At 55.6% G+C, this 15,297-nt stretch carries 12 protein-coding genes; 8 read left to right on the top strand and 4 right to left on the bottom strand.

Annotated elements, in window-relative coordinates; genetic code table 11:
• Nucleotides 1-14: 14 nt before the first annotated feature.
• From znuA to lpxM, 3 genes are all read left to right on the top strand, one after another.
• The gene (gene znuA, locus EXW94_RS06345; RefSeq protein ID WP_174339743.1) at nt 15-959 is read left to right on the top strand and encodes a zinc ABC transporter substrate-binding protein ZnuA; all 945 of its coding nucleotides are present in this window, start codon (nt 15-17) and stop codon (nt 957-959) included.
• 15 nt (nt 960-974) lie between these two features.
• Entirely contained in the window at nt 975-2,294 is a 1,320-nt protein-coding gene (mepM, locus tag EXW94_RS06340; RefSeq protein ID WP_010432589.1) for a murein DD-endopeptidase MepM, read from the top strand.
• Between the two features lie 119 nt (nt 2,295-2,413).
• Nucleotides 2,414-3,385: a lauroyl-Kdo(2)-lipid IV(A) myristoyltransferase gene (gene lpxM, locus EXW94_RS06335; RefSeq protein ID WP_089598192.1), complete on the top strand. Its 972-nt coding sequence runs from the start codon at nt 2,414-2,416 to the stop codon at nt 3,383-3,385.
• Between the two features lie 54 nt (nt 3,386-3,439).
• Here the strand turns inward: lpxM and pyk are convergent, their stop codons facing one another.
• Both pyk and EXW94_RS06325 read right to left on the bottom strand, forming a co-directional pair.
• Entirely contained in the window at nt 3,440-4,882 is a 1,443-nt protein-coding gene (gene pyk / locus EXW94_RS06330) for a pyruvate kinase (RefSeq protein ID WP_010432595.1), read from the bottom strand.
• A 114-nt stretch (nt 4,883-4,996) separates the two neighbouring features.
• The gene (locus EXW94_RS06325; RefSeq protein ID WP_010432597.1) at nt 4,997-5,866 is read right to left on the bottom strand and encodes a MurR/RpiR family transcriptional regulator; all 870 of its coding nucleotides are present in this window, start codon (nt 5,864-5,866) and stop codon (nt 4,997-4,999) included.
• Between the two features lie 356 nt (nt 5,867-6,222).
• Between EXW94_RS06325 and zwf the strand changes: the two genes are divergently transcribed.
• The 3 genes from zwf to kdgA all read left to right on the top strand — a co-directional run bounded on the left by zwf (nt 6,223) and on the right by kdgA (nt 10,425).
• Nucleotides 6,223-7,698 (top strand): glucose-6-phosphate dehydrogenase, encoded by a 1,476-nt coding sequence (zwf, locus tag EXW94_RS06320; protein WP_089598193.1) that lies wholly within the window; start codon nt 6,223-6,225, stop codon nt 7,696-7,698.
• Between the two features lie 234 nt (nt 7,699-7,932).
• Entirely contained in the window at nt 7,933-9,744 is a 1,812-nt protein-coding gene (edd, locus tag EXW94_RS06315; RefSeq protein WP_174339742.1) for a phosphogluconate dehydratase, read from the top strand.
• 39 nt (nt 9,745-9,783) lie between these two features.
• Nucleotides 9,784-10,425 carry a bifunctional 4-hydroxy-2-oxoglutarate aldolase/2-dehydro-3-deoxy-phosphogluconate aldolase gene (gene kdgA, locus EXW94_RS06310; RefSeq protein WP_006811025.1) on the top strand — a complete coding sequence of 214 codons (642 nt, stop codon included), beginning with the start codon at nt 9,784-9,786 and terminating at the stop codon, nt 10,423-10,425.
• A 41-nt stretch (nt 10,426-10,466) separates the two neighbouring features.
• On the opposite strand, the gene purT is transcribed toward kdgA, so the two are convergent.
• Complete coding sequence (gene purT, locus EXW94_RS06305; protein ID WP_174339741.1) at nt 10,467-11,645, bottom strand: formate-dependent phosphoribosylglycinamide formyltransferase; 1,179 nt, start codon at nt 11,643-11,645, stop codon at nt 10,467-10,469.
• A 171-nt stretch (nt 11,646-11,816) separates the two neighbouring features.
• Here purT and EXW94_RS06300 point away from each other — a divergent pair, with 171 nt between their 5' ends.
• Together EXW94_RS06300 and ptrB are read left to right on the top strand one after the other, a co-directional pair.
• Nucleotides 11,817-12,470, top strand: a complete 654-nt coding sequence (locus EXW94_RS06300; RefSeq protein WP_108417588.1) for a tellurite resistance TerB family protein — start codon at nt 11,817-11,819, stop codon at nt 12,468-12,470.
• Nucleotides 12,471-12,553: 83 nt separating this feature from the next.
• A complete protein-coding gene (gene ptrB, locus EXW94_RS06295) occupies nt 12,554-14,614 on the top strand; it encodes an oligopeptidase B (RefSeq protein WP_174339740.1) in 2,061 nt (686 codons plus the stop codon).
• Here the strand turns inward: ptrB and exoX are convergent.
• Nucleotides 14,611-15,273: an exodeoxyribonuclease X gene (gene exoX / locus EXW94_RS06290; protein ID WP_010432611.1), complete on the bottom strand. Its 663-nt coding sequence runs from the start codon at nt 15,271-15,273 to the stop codon at nt 14,611-14,613. The two genes, ptrB and exoX, sit on opposite strands and share 4 nt — an antisense overlap.
• Nucleotides 15,274-15,297: the final 24 nt, after the last annotated feature.

Genomic DNA, 15,297 nt, shown 5'->3' with positions numbered 1-15,297 from the left:
TGATTAGTCGCATTATGTTACATAAAAATACGCTTCTTTTCGCAGCATTATCCGCTGCGCTTTGGGGGACAACAGCACAAGATGTTAACGCCGCCGTTGTCGCTTCGCTTAAACCGCTTGGATTCATTGCCGCCGCCATTGCTGATGGGGTGACTGAGACCGAGGTTCTGCTCCCGGATGGTGCATCCGAGCATGATTATGCTCTGCGTCCGTCTGATGTAAAGCGCTTACAAAACGCGGACTTAGTTGTCTGGATTGGACCAGAAATGGAAGCGTTCATGCAGAAGTCGGCGAAACAGGTACCCGATGCAAAACAGGTCACTATTGCCGAACTTTCTGGCGTAACGCCGCTGCTCATGAAAGGGGCAGATGACGACGGTGACGAACACGACCACGATCATGCTCACGACGAAAAAGGTGACGAGCATCACCATCACGGCGAGTACAATATGCATCTCTGGCTCTCCCCAGAGATAGCGGGGCTCTCGGCGGTTGCAATCCATGACAAATTAGTGGAACTTATGCCGCAAAGTCGAGTCAAACTCGACGCCAACCTGAAAGCGTTTGAAGCTCAATTAGCTGCAACCGACAAGCAGGTGGGTACCGAGCTCGCACCGCTAAAAGGAAAAGGGTATTTCGTTTTTCATGACGCCTATGGCTATTACGAAAAACACTACGGCCTGACCCCACTGGGGCACTTTACCGTTAACCCTGAAATTCAGCCTGGTGCGCAGCGTTTACATGAGATCAGAACACAGTTGGTTGAGCAAAAAGCGACATGCGTTTTTGCTGAGCCACAGTTCAGGCCAGCGGTCGTAGAAGCCGTGGCCAGGGGAACATCCGTGCGCATGGGAACCCTTGACCCGCTAGGTACGAACATCCAGTTGAGCAAAGCGAGCTATTCGCAGTTCCTCAGCCAACTGGGGAATCAGTATGCGAGCTGCCTGAAAGGAGATTAACGAGGAAGTGAATACGTGCAACAGATAGCCCGCTCTGTCGCCCTGGCATTTAACAATCTGCCTCGACCCCACCGCGTTATGCTGGGGTCGCTTACAGTTCTCACCTTAGCGGTCGCCGTCTGGCGGCCCTATGTTTACCACCCGAGTTCTGCCCCTATCATTAAAACCATCGAGCTTGAGAAAAGTGAGATCCGTTCGCTGTTGCCTGAGGCCAGTGAACCTATCGACCAGGCTGCTCAGGAAGATGAAGCTATCCCGCAGGATGAACTGGACGATAAAATCTCCAATGAGGCGGGTATTCATGAATATGTCGTGTCGACCGGTGATACGCTAAGCAGCGTGCTCAACCAGTACGGTATCGACATGGGGAATATCAGCCAGCTCGCGGCCTCAGACAAAGATCTCCGTAATCTGAAAATTGGTCAACAGCTCTCCTGGACCTTAACCGCAGATGGCGATTTACAACGTCTGACCTGGGAGATGTCCCGCCGCGAAACCCGCACCTACGATCGCACTGCAAACGGTTTCAAAATGACCAGCGAAATGCAGCAGGGCGACTGGGTTAACAGCGTGATGAACGGTACCGTCGGGGCGAGCTTTGTTTCCAGCGCGCGCGATGCCGGGCTGACCAGCGCTGAAATCAGCTCGGTGATCAAAGCCATGCAGTGGCAGATGGATTTCCGCAAGCTGAAAAAAGGCGACGAATTCTCCGTGCTGATGTCCCGCGAAATGCTGGACGGCAAGCGCGAGCAGAGCCAACTGGTGGGCGTTCGTTTACGCTCTGATGGCAAAGATTATTACGCGATCCGTGCCGAAGACGGTAAGTTCTACGATCGTAGCGGTACGGGGCTTGCGAAGGGCTTCCTGCGCTTCCCAACGGCTAAGCAGTTCCGTGTTTCCTCTAACTTCAACCCGCGCCGTCTTAACCCTGTCACCGGACGCGTTGCGCCGCACCGTGGTGTAGACTTCGCGATGCCACAAGGTACGCCAGTGCTGTCGGTTGGCGATGGCGAAGTGGTCATGGCAAAACGCAGCGGTGCGGCAGGGTATTACGTGGCTATCCGTCACGGTCGTACTTACACCACGCGCTATATGCACCTGCGTAAGTTGCTGGTTAAACCTGGCCAGAAAGTGAAGCGCGGCGACCGCATTGCGCTCTCGGGTAACACCGGACGTTCAACCGGCCCGCATCTCCACTATGAAGTGTGGATCAACCAGCAGGCCGTGAATCCGCTGACGGCGAAATTGCCGCGTACCGAAGGTCTGACGGGTAAAGATCGTACCGATTACCTGGCACAGGTCAAAGAGGTGATGCCACAGCTGCGCTTTGATTAAGCCCTCTGTTTGTTAATGAAGCCGGCGTCTGAATGCGCCGGCTTTTTCTTTTGTACGCAAGCGACTGCCTCGCTACACTATCTGAATATATTTTTGCGTCACCAGACCCTGGAACCAGCATGGAAACCAAAAAAAACAATATTGAATACATTCCTGAGTTTGAAAAATCTTTTCGCCATCCGCGCAACTGGGGTGCCTGGCTTGGGGTTTATGCCTTTGCTGGCATAGCGATGCTGCCTGCTTCGGTGCGCGATCCCGTTCTGGGCAAAATTGGCCGTCTGGCCGGACGTTTAGGCAAGAGCGCCCGCCGCCGCGCGCAGATCAACCTTTACTACTGTTTTCCTGAAAAAAGCGAGGCCGAGCGCGAAGCTATCATCGATGAGATGTACACCACCGCGCCGCAGGCAATGGCGATGATGGCCGAACTGGCGCTGAAAGGGCCGGAGAAGATCGTCGACCGCGTTGACTGGAAAGGACTAGAAATCATCGACGAAATGCGTCGCAACGACGAAAAGGTTATTTTCCTCGTGCCTCACGGCTGGGGCGTTGATATTCCGGCGATGCTGATGGCTTCTCAGGGTCAGAAAATGGCGGCGATGTTCCATAACCAGGGTAACAAGATCTATGATTTTGTCTGGAACACAGTGCGCCGTCGCTTTGGTGGACGTTTGCATGCGCGAAACGATGGCATCAAGCCGTTTATTCAGTCTGTTCGTCAGGGCTACTGGGGATACTATCTGCCGGATCAGGACCACGGCCCGGAGCACAGCGAATTTGTCGATTTCTTTGCGACGTACAAAGCCACGCTGCCTGCGATTGGTCGCCTGATGAAGGTTTGCCGAGCTCGCGTGATCCCCCTGTTCCCGGTCTATGATGGTAAAACGCATCGCCTGAGCATTGAGGTACGGCCGCCGATGGATGACCTGCTGACCGCAGACGATCGCACTATCGCGCGGCGTATGAATGAAGAGGTGGAAATTCTGGTGGGGCCACATGCCGAACAGTACACGTGGATACTGAAGCTGCTGAAGACGCGTAAGCCGGGTGAAACAGAGCCGTACAAGCGCAAAGAGCTTTTCCCGAGGAAATAAAAAACCTTCCCCCTCACCCTATCCCTCTCCCCTTAGGGGAGAGGGGAGCGGATCTTACTCTACGGTCAGTACGCGAGTGGTATTGGTTGAGCCGATGGTGCTCATCACATCACCCTGCGTCACGATGACGATATCACCGGACACCAGGTAGCCTTTGTCGCGCAGCAGGTTCACCGCATCGTGCGCGGCAGCGACGCCGTCATTGGTGCTGTCGAAGTGAACCGGGGTCACGCCGCGGTACAGCGCCGTCAGGTTCAGCGTACGTTCGTGACGGGACATGGCGAAGATCGGCAGGCCGGAGCTGATACGCGAGGTCATCAGCGCGGTGCGGCCAGATTCGGTCATGGTGATGATGGCAGTCACCCCTTTCAGGTGGTTGGCTGCGTACATCGCAGACATCGCAATCGCTTCTTCCACGTTGTCGAACTGAATGTCCAGACGGTGTTTAGAGACGTTAATGCTTGGGATCTTCTCTGCACCCAGGCACACGCGCGCCATGGCGGCCACGGTTTCTGCCGGATACTGGCCCGCAGCGGTTTCCGCAGACAGCATTACCGCATCGGTACCGTCCAGCACGGCGTTAGCCACGTCCATCACTTCCGCACGGGTTGGCATTGGGTTAGTGATCATGGATTCCATCATCTGGGTGGCGGTGATCACCGCGCGGTTCAGCTGGCGCGCGCGACGGATCAGCGCTTTCTGGATGCCGACCAGTTCCGGGTCGCCAATTTCTACACCCAGATCGCCACGAGCAACCATCACCACGTCAGACGCCAGAATCACGTCGTCCATCGCGTCCTGATCGCACACGGCTTCAGCACGCTCTACTTTGGCAACGATCTTCGCGTCGCAGCCTGCATCACGCGCCAGACGACGGGCATAGTTCAGGTCTTCGCCGCAGCGCGGGAAGGAGACGGCCAGATAATCAACGCCAATTTGCGCCGCAGTCACGATATCCGCTTTGTCTTTGTCGGTCAGCGCTTCTGCAGACAGGCCGCCGCCGAGTTTGTTGATACCTTTATTGTTCGAGAGCGGGCCACCGACGGTCACTTCGGTGAACACTTTCATGCCCTGAACTTCGAGGACTTTCAGCTGTACGCGTCCGTCATCGAGCAGCAGGATGTCGCCAGGCACAACGTCAGCAGGCAGACCTTTATAGTCGATACCCACTTTCTCTTTGTCGCCTTCGCCTTTGCTCAGGTTGGCATCCAGCAGGAATTTATCGCCGATATTGAGGAAGACTTTGCCTTCTTTAAAGGTCGACACGCGGATTTTTGGACCCTGCAGGTCACCGAGAATGGCAACATGGCGGCCCAGTTTAGCCGCGATTTCACGCACTTTATCGGCACGTAATTTATGGTCTTCTGGCGTACCGTGAGAGAAGTTCATACGCACCACGTTGGCACCCGCGGCGATAATCTTTTCGAGATTATTATCGCGATCGGTAGCCGGGCCTAATGTAGTTACGATCTTGGTTCTGCGAAGCCTTCTGGACATGTAATACTCCGTTGACTGAAACAACTTTGGTGTTGCGTGAACATTAAATCGGCCTTCATCTGCCGCAAGGCAGCAAAGAGGGGACCGAATGCCGTAAGTCGTACATCTTAGTTATTAGGGAACATCGCTCTTTATAAGCAATTCTTTATCAAAACGCGATTCCTTGAGCGCTTCCTTGACACGCTTCAAGTTATCTCTGAATTTTGCACCCCTGCGCAAGGTAAAACCGGTCGCCAGCACGTCAATCACCGTTAGCTGCGCCAGACGTGACACCATAGGCATATACATGTCGGTGTCTTCCGGTACGTCCAGAGTGATGGCGAGCGTCGCTTCCCGCGCCAGTGGCGTGCCTGCGGTCGTCAGGGCAATCACCATGGCATCGTTTTCACGTGCCAGTTGAGCCAGCTCAACCTGGCTCTTGGTGCGCCCGGTGTGCGAGATCAGTACCACGACATCATCTTCGCTACAATTCATACAGCTCATGCGTTGCAGCACAATGTCATCGGTATAAATGACCGGTACGTTAAAGCGGAAGAACTTGTTCATGGCATCATGCGCCACGGCAGCCGACGAGCCAAGACCGAAGAAGGCAATGCGTTTGGCCTGCGTCAGTAAATCGACCGCGCGATTGACCGAGCCCATGTCCAGCGACTGACGTACGTGGTCCAGCGTCGCCATGGCGGATTCAAATATTTTCGCTGTGTATGCATCAACGCTGTCGTCTTCATCCACATTGCGATTAACATACGGGGTGCCGTTTGCCAGACTTTGCGCAAGATGCAGTTTAAAATCAGGAAAGCCGCGCGTTTCCAGGCTGCGGCAGAATCGATTAACCGTCGGTTCGCTGACGCCCGACTCCTGCGCCAGAGCGGCGATGCTTGAATGAATCGCCTGAGCGGGAGAGGCAAGAATAACTTCGGCCACTTTTCGCTCGGATTTGCTAAGGTGTTCCAGTTGAAACTGGATTTTTTCCAGCATGTTCATTGTTAACAGGGCGCTCGTGGGGGTGGAAACGATTTCATTAATAGATGAAATCGAAATTCGATTTAGCCGATATTACCCCTGTGTTTTACTAAAGGGTAACAGTCGACAAGAAATGTTGTTGTTTTTTTCATTACTTGATCGATGTCGGATTTTGCTGGGACCCTGTTGCGCAAAGAATCGACGTTTGTTGCGTCATTGCGCCATCGCTAACGTCTGAAGGGCGGAAAATCGCGGTATCGCACGCGACGTTAAGCGCTAATGGTTTCAGGAATGACGTAAAAGCAGTACAGTGCATTGTAATAAAATTACAACGATACCTGGCAGAAGCACCAGGTGATCTAACTGAGGAGAATGACATGGCGGTAACGCAAACAGCCCAGGCATGTGACCTGGTCATTTTCGGCGCGAAAGGCGATTTAGCACGCCGAAAATTGCTGCCTTCCCTGTATCAACTGGAGAAAGCGGGTCAAATTCATCCGGATACCCGTATCCTGGGTGTTGGGCGCGCCGACTGGGACAAGGACGCTTATACAAAAGTGGTGCGCGAAGCGCTCGAAACTTTCATGAAAGAGAAAATTGATGAAAGTTTGTGGGACACGCTGAGCGGACGCCTTGATTTCTGCAATCTGGACGTCAACGACGTAAGCGCCTTTACCCGTCTGGGCGAGATGCTGGATCAAAAAAATCGCGTCACCATTAACTATTTTGCGATGCCGCCAAGCACCTTCGGCGCGATCTGCAAAGGTCTGGGCGAAGCGAAGCTGAACGCTAAACCGGCACGTGTCGTGATGGAAAAACCGCTGGGTACCTCGCTGGCAACGTCGCGGGAAATCAACGACCAGGTGGGCGAGTTCTTTGAAGAGTGCCAGGTCTACCGTATCGACCACTATCTCGGAAAAGAGACGGTACTGAACCTGCTGGCGCTGCGTTTTGCGAACTCCCTGTTTGTGAATAACTGGGACAACCGCACCATCGACCACGTGGAAATCACCGTGGCGGAAGAGGTGGGGATTGAAGGTCGCTGGGGTTACTTTGACCAGGCTGGTCAGATGCGCGACATGATCCAGAACCACCTGCTGCAAATTCTGTGCATGATTGCCATGTCTCCACCGTCTGACCTGACGGCCGACAGCATTCGTGACGCCAAAGTGAAAGTGCTGAAATCACTGCGCCGCATCGACCGCTCCAACGTGCGTGAGAAGACCGTCCGCGGCCAGTACACCGCCGGGTTTGCTCAGGGTAAAAAAGTGCCTGGCTATCTGGAAGAAGAGGGCGCGAACAAGTCCAGCAACACCGAGACCTTCGTGGCGATCCGCGTGGATATCGACGACTGGCGCTGGGCGGGGGTTCCGTTCTACCTGCGTACCGGGAAACGTCTGCCTGCTAAATGTTCCGAAGTGGTGGTTTACTTCAAAAACCCAGAGCTGAACCTGTTCAAAGAGTCCTGGCAGGAGCTGCCGCAGAACAAACTGACCATCCGTCTGCAGCCGGACGAGGGTGTGGATATCCAGATCCTGAACAAAGTACCGGGTCTGGATCACAAACATAACCTGCAGACCACCAAGCTGGATCTGAGCTACTCCGAAACCTTCAACCAGACGCACCTGGCTGATGCTTACGAGCGTCTGCTGCTGGAAACCATGCGCGGTATCCAGGCGCTGTTCGTGCGTCGCGACGAAGTGGAAGAGGCCTGGAAATGGGTCGACTCCATCACCGAAGCCTGGGCAGCCGATCAGGATGCGCCAAAACCGTATCAGGCAGGAACATGGGGACCGGTCGCCTCGGTTGCGATGATCACCCGTGACGGTCGCTCCTGGAACGAGTTTGAGTAACAGTCACCTCTAGCCCAAAGGTGTTATTTTACCGGTAACATGATCTAACACAGCTAGTGGCACATTTTTTAAACTTTTAAGCTCCGCGTGGATTCACCCGCGGAGCTTTTTTTATTACACTGCCGGAAGCGATTTTGCCCTTGAGCTCCGGACAGCAAGCGTTTCAGCGTTGTTAACAACTGCCAGCGACTTTGTAAACTCCCGAGCCCAGACAAATAAATTAGAGGAGCTTTTATGAATCCGATATTGTTACGCGTAACACAACGCATCATTGAACGCTCGAAAGAGACCCGTTCCGCCTACCTCGCCCGTATTGAACAAGCAAAGAGTGAGACCGTCCACCGTTCGCAGTTGGCCTGCGGTAACCTCGCGCACGGTTTCGCCGCCTGCCAGCCGGGTGATAAAGATTCGCTGAAAAGCATGCTGCGTAACAATATCGCCATCATCACCTCCTACAACGATATGCTCTCCGCACACCAGCCGTATGAGGTCTATCCCACTATCATTCGTAACGCGCTGCACAGCGTAAATGCCGTGGGTCAGGTGGCAGGCGGTGTGCCCGCTATGTGCGACGGCGTGACGCAGGGACAGGACGGGATGGAGCTGTCGCTGCTGAGCCGCGAAGTGATTGCGATGTCTGCGGCGGTGGGCCTGTCTCACAATATGTTCGATGGCGCGCTGTATCTCGGCGTGTGCGACAAGATTGTCCCGGGTCTGGTAATGGCGGCGCTGTCGTTTGGTCATCTGCCCGCGATTTTCGTGCCGTCCGGCCCGATGGCGAGCGGTCTGCCAAATAAAGAAAAAGTGCGTATCCGCCAGCTCTACGCGGAAGGCAAAGCCGATCGTCAGGCGCTGCTGGAAGCGGAAGCCGCCTCCTACCATGCGCCGGGCACCTGTACCTTCTACGGTACGGCCAACACCAACCAGATGGTGGTGGAGTTCATGGGGATGCAGCTTCCTGGCTCGTCCTTTATCCAGCCGGATGCGCCGCTGCGCAAGGCGCTGACTGAAGCCGCGGCGCGTCAGGTGACGCGTCTGACCGGGAACGGCAACGACTGGATGCCGATGGGCAAAATGGTTGATGAGAAAGTCATCGTCAACGGGATTGTTGCGCTGCTGGCAACCGGTGGTTCAACCAACCACACCATGCACCTGGTCGCGATGGCGCGCGCGGCGGGCATCCTGATCAACTGGGATGACTTCTCCGATATCTCCTCCGTGGTGCCGCTGATGGCGCGCCTGTACCCGAATGGTCCGGCAGACATCAACCACTTCCAGGCGGCAGGCGGCGTTCCTGTCCTGATGCGCGAGCTGCTGAAAGGCGGTCTGCTACATGAAGACGTGAACACGGTGGCGGGCTTTGGCCTGCAGCGTTATACCCTCGAGCCGTGGCTGAACAACGGCGAGCTGGACTGGCGCGAAGGAGCGAGCGACTCTCTCGATCCTCAGGTAATCGCGACCTTCGAACAGCCGTTCTCGCGTCACGGTGGCACCAAAGTGCTGAGCGGTAACCTCGGTCGTGCAGTAATGAAGACCTCCGCCGTCCCGGAAGAGAACCAGATTATCGAAGCGCCTGCGGTGGTGTTCGAAAGCCAGCACGACGTGCTGCCTGCCTTTGATGCGGGCCTGCTTGATAAAGACTGCGTGGTGGTGGTGCGTCATCAGGGGCCAAAAGCCAACGGGATGCCAGAATTACATAAACTTATGCCACCACTTGGTGTATTATTGGACCGCCGTTTCAAAATCGCGCTGGTGACCGATGGACGCCTCTCTGGCGCATCGGGTAAAGTGCCTTCTGCCATCCATGTAACCCCGGAAGCCTACGACGGTGGTTTGCTGGCGAAAGTGCGTGACGGTGACATGATCCGCGTGAACGGCCAGACAGGTGAGTTAACCCTGCTGGTCGATGATGCAGAGCTGGCAGCACGTCAGCCTCATATTCCTGACCTGAGCGCATCGCGCGTGGGTACCGGACGCGAAATGTTTGGCGCGCTGCGCGAGAAGCTGTCCGGCGCAGAGCAGGGCGCAACCTGTATTACGTTTTAAGACGACGTGTTTTTAACGATCTGGCGAGAGAAAACTCTGATGAAAAACTGGAAAACAAGTGCAGAAGCAATCCTGACCACTGGCCCTGTCGTGCCGGTCATCGTGGTGAACAAACTGGAGCACGCTGTCCCAATGGCGAAAGCGCTGGTTGCGGGCGGCGTTCGCGTCCTGGAAGTGACCCTGCGCACCGCGTGTGCGATGGACGCTATCCGCGCTATCGCCAAAGAAGTGCCGGATGCCATCATCGGTGCGGGTACCGTTCTGAATGCGCAGCAGCTGGCTGAAGTGACCGAAGCCGGTGCTCAGTTCGCTATCAGCCCGGGACTGACTGAGCCTCTGTTGAAAGCGGCAACCGAAGGTTCTATTCCTCTGATCCCTGGTATCAGCACCGTGTCTGAACTGATGCTGGGCATGGATTACGGTCTGAAAGAGTTTAAATTCTTCCCGGCAGAAGCCAACGGCGGCACCAAAGCGCTGCAGGCGATTGCGGGTCCATTCTCTCAGGTGCGTTTCTGCCCGACCGGCGGTATCTCTCCTGCCAACTACCGTGACTACCTGGCGCTGAAAAGCGTTCTATGTATCGGCGGTTCATGGCTGGTGCCGGCGGATGCGCTGGAAGCCGGTGACTGGGATCGCATCACCAAACTGGCTCGCGAAGCGGTTGAAGGTGCGAAACAGTAAGTTAATCGCAGCATGAAAAACGGGCCTTTCGGCCCGTTTTTTTATCCCTCTACCTTGACGTTCGCAGCGGCCGCTTTCGCTCTCGCCACGGCGTCGTCAACGTTATCCCCGGTGGCTAACGCTACGCCCAAACGACGGGTTCCGTCGATTTCAGGCTTACCGAACAAACGGATCTGCAATCCTGCACCTACCGCTCCGTCGACGTTATCAAACGTCACGTTCCGGCTGGTCAACTCGGGCAGGATCACTGCCGATGCCGCAGGACCGTACTGGCGAATGCCGCCAACAGGCAGGCCGAGGAAAGCGCGCACGTGCAGGGCGAACTCGGAGAGATCCTGCGAAATAAGCGTCACCATGCCGGTATCATGCGGGCGAGGGGAGACTTCGCTGAAAATCACCTCGTCGCCGCACACAAACAGCTCTACGCCGAAGAGACCATAGCCGCCGAGCGCCAGGACGGCCCTGCGGGCGATCTCCTGCGCGCGATCCAGCGCCAGAGCGCTCATCTGCTGCGGCTGCCAGGATTCACGGTAATCGCCGTCTTCCTGACGGTGGCCAATCGGGTCGCAGAAATGGACGCCATCAACGGCGCTAACGGTGAGCAGAGTGATTTCGAAATCAAACTTCACGACGCCCTCAACGATCACGCGACCGGCTCCGGCACGACCGCCCTGCTGGGCGTAATTCCACGCGTTATCCAGCGTGCTGCTGTCCCGAATAAAGCTCTGTCCTTTACCGGAGGAGCTCATCACCGGCTTAATGATGCACGGGTAGCCAATCTCCTCTACGGCCTGCAGGAATGCGGCTTTATCGCCAGCAAAACGGTAGCTTGACGTGGGCAACTCCAGCTCTTCTGCGGCCAGGCGGCGAATGCCCTCGCGGTTCATGGTGAGCTTCGCGGCGTTGGCGCAGGGCACCACGCGCTGGCCTTCCTGCTCAAGAGCAATGAGCGTGTCGGTGGCAATGGCTTCAATTTCCGGCACGACAAAATCGGGTTTCTCGCGCGTAATCAGCTCGCGAAGGGCATCGCCATCCAGCATGTTAATGACATAAGAACGATGGGCAACGTGCATCGCGGGGGCGTCGGCATAACGGTCTACGGCAATGACTTCAATGCCCAAACGCTGGCATTCAATAGCGACCTCTTTACCCAGTTCACCCGAGCCCAACAGCATCACACGCGTCGCCGCAGGTCGCAGCGCGGTTCCTAAACGAGTCATAAAAATCCCCCTGAAAAAGTTGCGGGCAGTATAAACGAAAACGTTTGCGTCTGTCTTGCGCGCGGGGTCTTTCATCGCACAACAATTTGCGCTTCTTTAGCGCAGGCAGACATTTCCTGACACCCACTCGCTTAGGCTGAGAGCAATATGCACGGTTAAGTGAGGGAAATCATGTCAGGCTGGTTAAATCAATTGCAATCCATGTTGGGTCAGAAAGGCGTGTCGTCGGGTGAGCAAGGGCTCAGCAAGCTCCTGGTACCGGGCGCGCTGGGAGGGCTGGCGGGGCTGTTGGTCGCCAATAAGTCATCGCGTAAGCTGCTGGCAAAATATGGCACTGGCGCGCTCCTGGCGGGGGGAGGAGCCATCGCGGGTACCGTCCTGTGGAACAAATACAAGGACAAAGTGCGCACCGCGCATCAGGGTGAACCGCACTACGGCGAGCACGTCTCCCCGCTGGATATCCGAACGGAGCGGCTTATCCTGGCGCTGGTATTTGCGGCCAAAAGCGACGGGCATATTGATAGCAAAGAGCGTGCGGCGATAGAGCAGCAGATGCGTGAGGCCGGTGTGGAAGAGCAGGGGAGAGCGCTGGTTGCACAGGCCATCGAACAGCCTCTCGATCCCCAGCGTCTGGCGCAAAGCGTGAAGAACGAAGAAGAGGCGCTGGAACTCTATTTTCTGAGCTGCGCGGCTATCGATGTCGATCACTTTATGGAGCGCAGCTACCTGAATGCGCTCGGCGATGCGCTGAAGATCCCTCAGGATGTTCGTGAGGGCATTGAGCAGGATATTCAGCAGCAAAAACAGACGTTACAGGCCGGGTAATCATCTGATGTGGTCATGTTTCGCTTGCATCATGCGCGTGTTTTGCCAACCTTATAGGGTGTAAAACTCAAAAGAATCATGACATGCCACCGAAAGCCCGACGTACTCCTTATGCGATCACCACGCATGGTGATACGCGCATAGACCACTATTACTGGCTGCGGGATGACTCGCGTTCCCAGCCAGACGTGCTCGACTATCTGCACCAGGAAAACGACTATGGCCGCAAGGTCATGTCCAGCCAGCAGGCGCTGCAGGATCAGCTGCTGAATGAAATGGTGCAGCGTATCCCCCAGCGCGATGTGTCTGCCCCCTGGACCAAAAACGGTTATCGCTACCGTCATATCTATGAGCCCGGCAATGAATACCCCATCTATCAGCGCCAGTCGGTGCTATGTGCCGAATGGGACGAATGGGAAATCCTGCTGGATGCCAACCAGCGTGCCGCTCACAGTGAATTCTATACGCTGGGCGGTATGTCGGTGTCGCCAGATAACGCCATTATGGCGCTCGCAGAAGACTATCTTTCTCGCCGACAGTACGGACTGCGCTTCCGCAATCTCGAGTCGGGGAACTGGTATCCGGAAATGCTGGAGAATATCTCCCCGGATTTTGTCTGGGCGAATGATTCTGAAACGGTCTACTACGTCAAAAAGCATGCGTCCACGCTGCTGCCTTATCAGGTCTGGCGGCACACCGTAGGGACGGATTCTGCCGATGATGAACTGGTGTACGAAGAGAAAGACGAGACGTTTTACGTTAGCCTGCACAAAACCTCATCGCGTCACTATGTGATCATTTACCTGGCCAGCGCCACCACCTCGGAAGTCCTGCTGCTGGATGCCGAACTGCCTGATGCGCAGCCGCTCTGCTTCCTGCCGCGCCGCAAAGATCATGAGTACAGTCTTGACCATTTCCAGCACAGTTTTTACCTGCGATCGAATCGCGAGGGTAAAAACTTCGGCCTCTACAAAACCAAAGTGCGCGATGAGCGCAAGTGGGAGGTGCTGATCCCCGCGCGGGAGCAGGTGATGCTGGAAGGCTTTACGCTGTTTACCGACTGGCTGGTGGTGGAAGAGCGTCAGCGGGGGTTGACCAGTATCCGCCAAATCAACAGGAAAACGCGGGAAGTCGTGGGAATTGCCTTTGACGATCCGGCCTATGTCACGTGGATTGGCTTCAACCCTGAACCGGAATCGTCGCGCCTGCGTTATGGCTACTCTTCTATGACGACGCCGGACACCCTGTTTGAACTGGATATGGACACCGGGCAGCGCCAGGTGATTAAACAGGCTGAGGTGAAAGGATTTGAGTCTGATAACTACCGCAGCGAGCACCTGTGGGTGACCGCCCGGGATGGCATTGAGGTGCCGGTCTCCCTGGTCTATCACAAGGCGGATTTTAACAAGGGCAAAAACCCTCTGCTGGTTTACGGCTACGGCTCCTACGGCTCCAGTATGGATGCGGATTTCAGCGGTAGCCGTTTGAGCCTTCTCGACCGCGGCTTTGTCTATGCTATTGCTCACGTGCGCGGTGGCGGAGAGCTGGGCCAGCACTGGTATGAAGAGGGGAAATTCCTGAAGAAGAAAAATACCTTCAACGACTATCTCGACGTCTGCGATGCCCTCATCGAACAAGGCTATGGCGACCCGACGCTCTGCTTCGGGATGGGGGGAAGCGCGGGCGGCATGCTGATGGGGGCCGTGATTAATCAGCGCCCTGAGCGCTTTAAGGGCATCATCGCGCAGGTTCCGTTTGTCGATGTGGTGACCACCATGCTGGATGAGTCTATTCCGTTAACCACGGGTGAATTTGAAGAGTGGGGGAATCCTCAGGACGAAATCTATTATCGCTACATGAAAGAGTACAGCCCCTACGATAACGTGGAGGCGAAAGCGTATCCGCATCTGCTGGTCACCACCGGCCTGCATGATTCACAGGTGCAATACTGGGAACCTGCAAAATGGGTGGCGAAACTGCGGGAACTGAAAACCGACGATAATCTGCTGCTGCTCTGTACCGACATGGACTCCGGGCACGGGGGTAAATCAGGGCGATTTAAATCCTATGAAGGCGTCGCGCTGGAGTACGCGTTCCTGATTGGCCTGGCGCAGGATACGCTGCCAGGCCGCGCAGAACGTTAGGCGTCGCCCAGATAGTGCTTCAGCGTCAGGCGAAGCTCCGGACTCATTCTGTCGAGGTTGTTATACAGCCAGCGCAGATAACCCGGATCTTTATCCGCCACTTCCGACACCGGTTTGCCGCGATATTTCCCAAAGGTAAAGGTGGTCAGTAACGCAGGGCGTCCGGTGATGGTTGCCATATCATCCGGCGTCCAGCCAGAGATATTCATAATATCAATCAGCAACGCGGCGGTGATATAGCAGTCATAGAGGGCGCGGTGATGGTGCAGCCCCTCGGGCGTCCTGACGCTGAGCTTGCGGGATTTATACAGCGCCATATTGCTGTATTTAATCCCCGGCCACAGTCGACGAGCCAACTTCATGGTGCAAATCCATTCGCCCGGCATTTCCGGAAGAACGCGACGATCAAAGCTGGCGTTATGTGCGACATACCACGGGCTGCCGTAATAATGCGGTATGATCTCTTCAATCCATGGCTTGTCCGCCACCATCGACTCCGTAATGCGATGGATTGCCATCGCCTGCGGACTTATCGGACGGTCGGGACGCACCAGATGGCTCATCGGGTTGACTATCTTTCCGTCAACCACATCGACTGAAGCCACTTCTACTATTCCGCCCTGCAGATCGCAGGTTTCGGTATCGATGACGCGCAGCATTGATCGCTCCTGACCCTAAAACGC

This window comes from Enterobacter sp. JMULE2 (assembly GCF_013337145.1).
Taxonomy (GTDB): Bacteria; Pseudomonadota; Gammaproteobacteria; order Enterobacterales; family Enterobacteriaceae; genus Enterobacter; species Enterobacter mori.
The sequence above is the reverse complement of the archived record's forward strand: the minus strand, read 5'-3'. Positions and strand labels throughout refer to the sequence as shown.

Bases quoted from the DNA above. Each gene is read 5' to 3' on its own strand.
- znuA (WP_174339743.1), top strand. From the start codon at position 15: ATGTTACATAAAAATACGCTTCTTTTCGCAGCATTATCCGCTGCGCTT.
- lpxM (WP_089598192.1), top strand. From the start codon at position 2,414: ATGGAAACCAAAAAAAACAATATTGAATACATTCCTGAGTTTGAAAAA.
- pyk (WP_010432595.1), bottom strand. From the start codon at position 4,882: ATGTCCAGAAGGCTTCGCAGAACCAAGATCGTAACTACATTAGGCCCG.
- EXW94_RS06325 (WP_010432597.1), bottom strand. From the start codon at position 5,866: ATGAACATGCTGGAAAAAATCCAGTTTCAACTGGAACACCTTAGCAAA.
- zwf (WP_089598193.1), top strand. From the start codon at position 6,223: ATGGCGGTAACGCAAACAGCCCAGGCATGTGACCTGGTCATTTTCGGC.
- edd (WP_174339742.1), top strand. From the start codon at position 7,933: ATGAATCCGATATTGTTACGCGTAACACAACGCATCATTGAACGCTCG.
- kdgA (WP_006811025.1), top strand. From the start codon at position 9,784: ATGAAAAACTGGAAAACAAGTGCAGAAGCAATCCTGACCACTGGCCCT.
- purT (WP_174339741.1), bottom strand. From the start codon at position 11,645: ATGACTCGTTTAGGAACCGCGCTGCGACCTGCGGCGACGCGTGTGATG.
- EXW94_RS06300 (WP_108417588.1), top strand. From the start codon at position 11,817: ATGTCAGGCTGGTTAAATCAATTGCAATCCATGTTGGGTCAGAAAGGC.
- ptrB (WP_174339740.1), top strand. From the start codon at position 12,554: ATGCCACCGAAAGCCCGACGTACTCCTTATGCGATCACCACGCATGGT.
- exoX (WP_010432611.1), bottom strand. From the start codon at position 15,273: ATGCTGCGCGTCATCGATACCGAAACCTGCGATCTGCAGGGCGGAATA.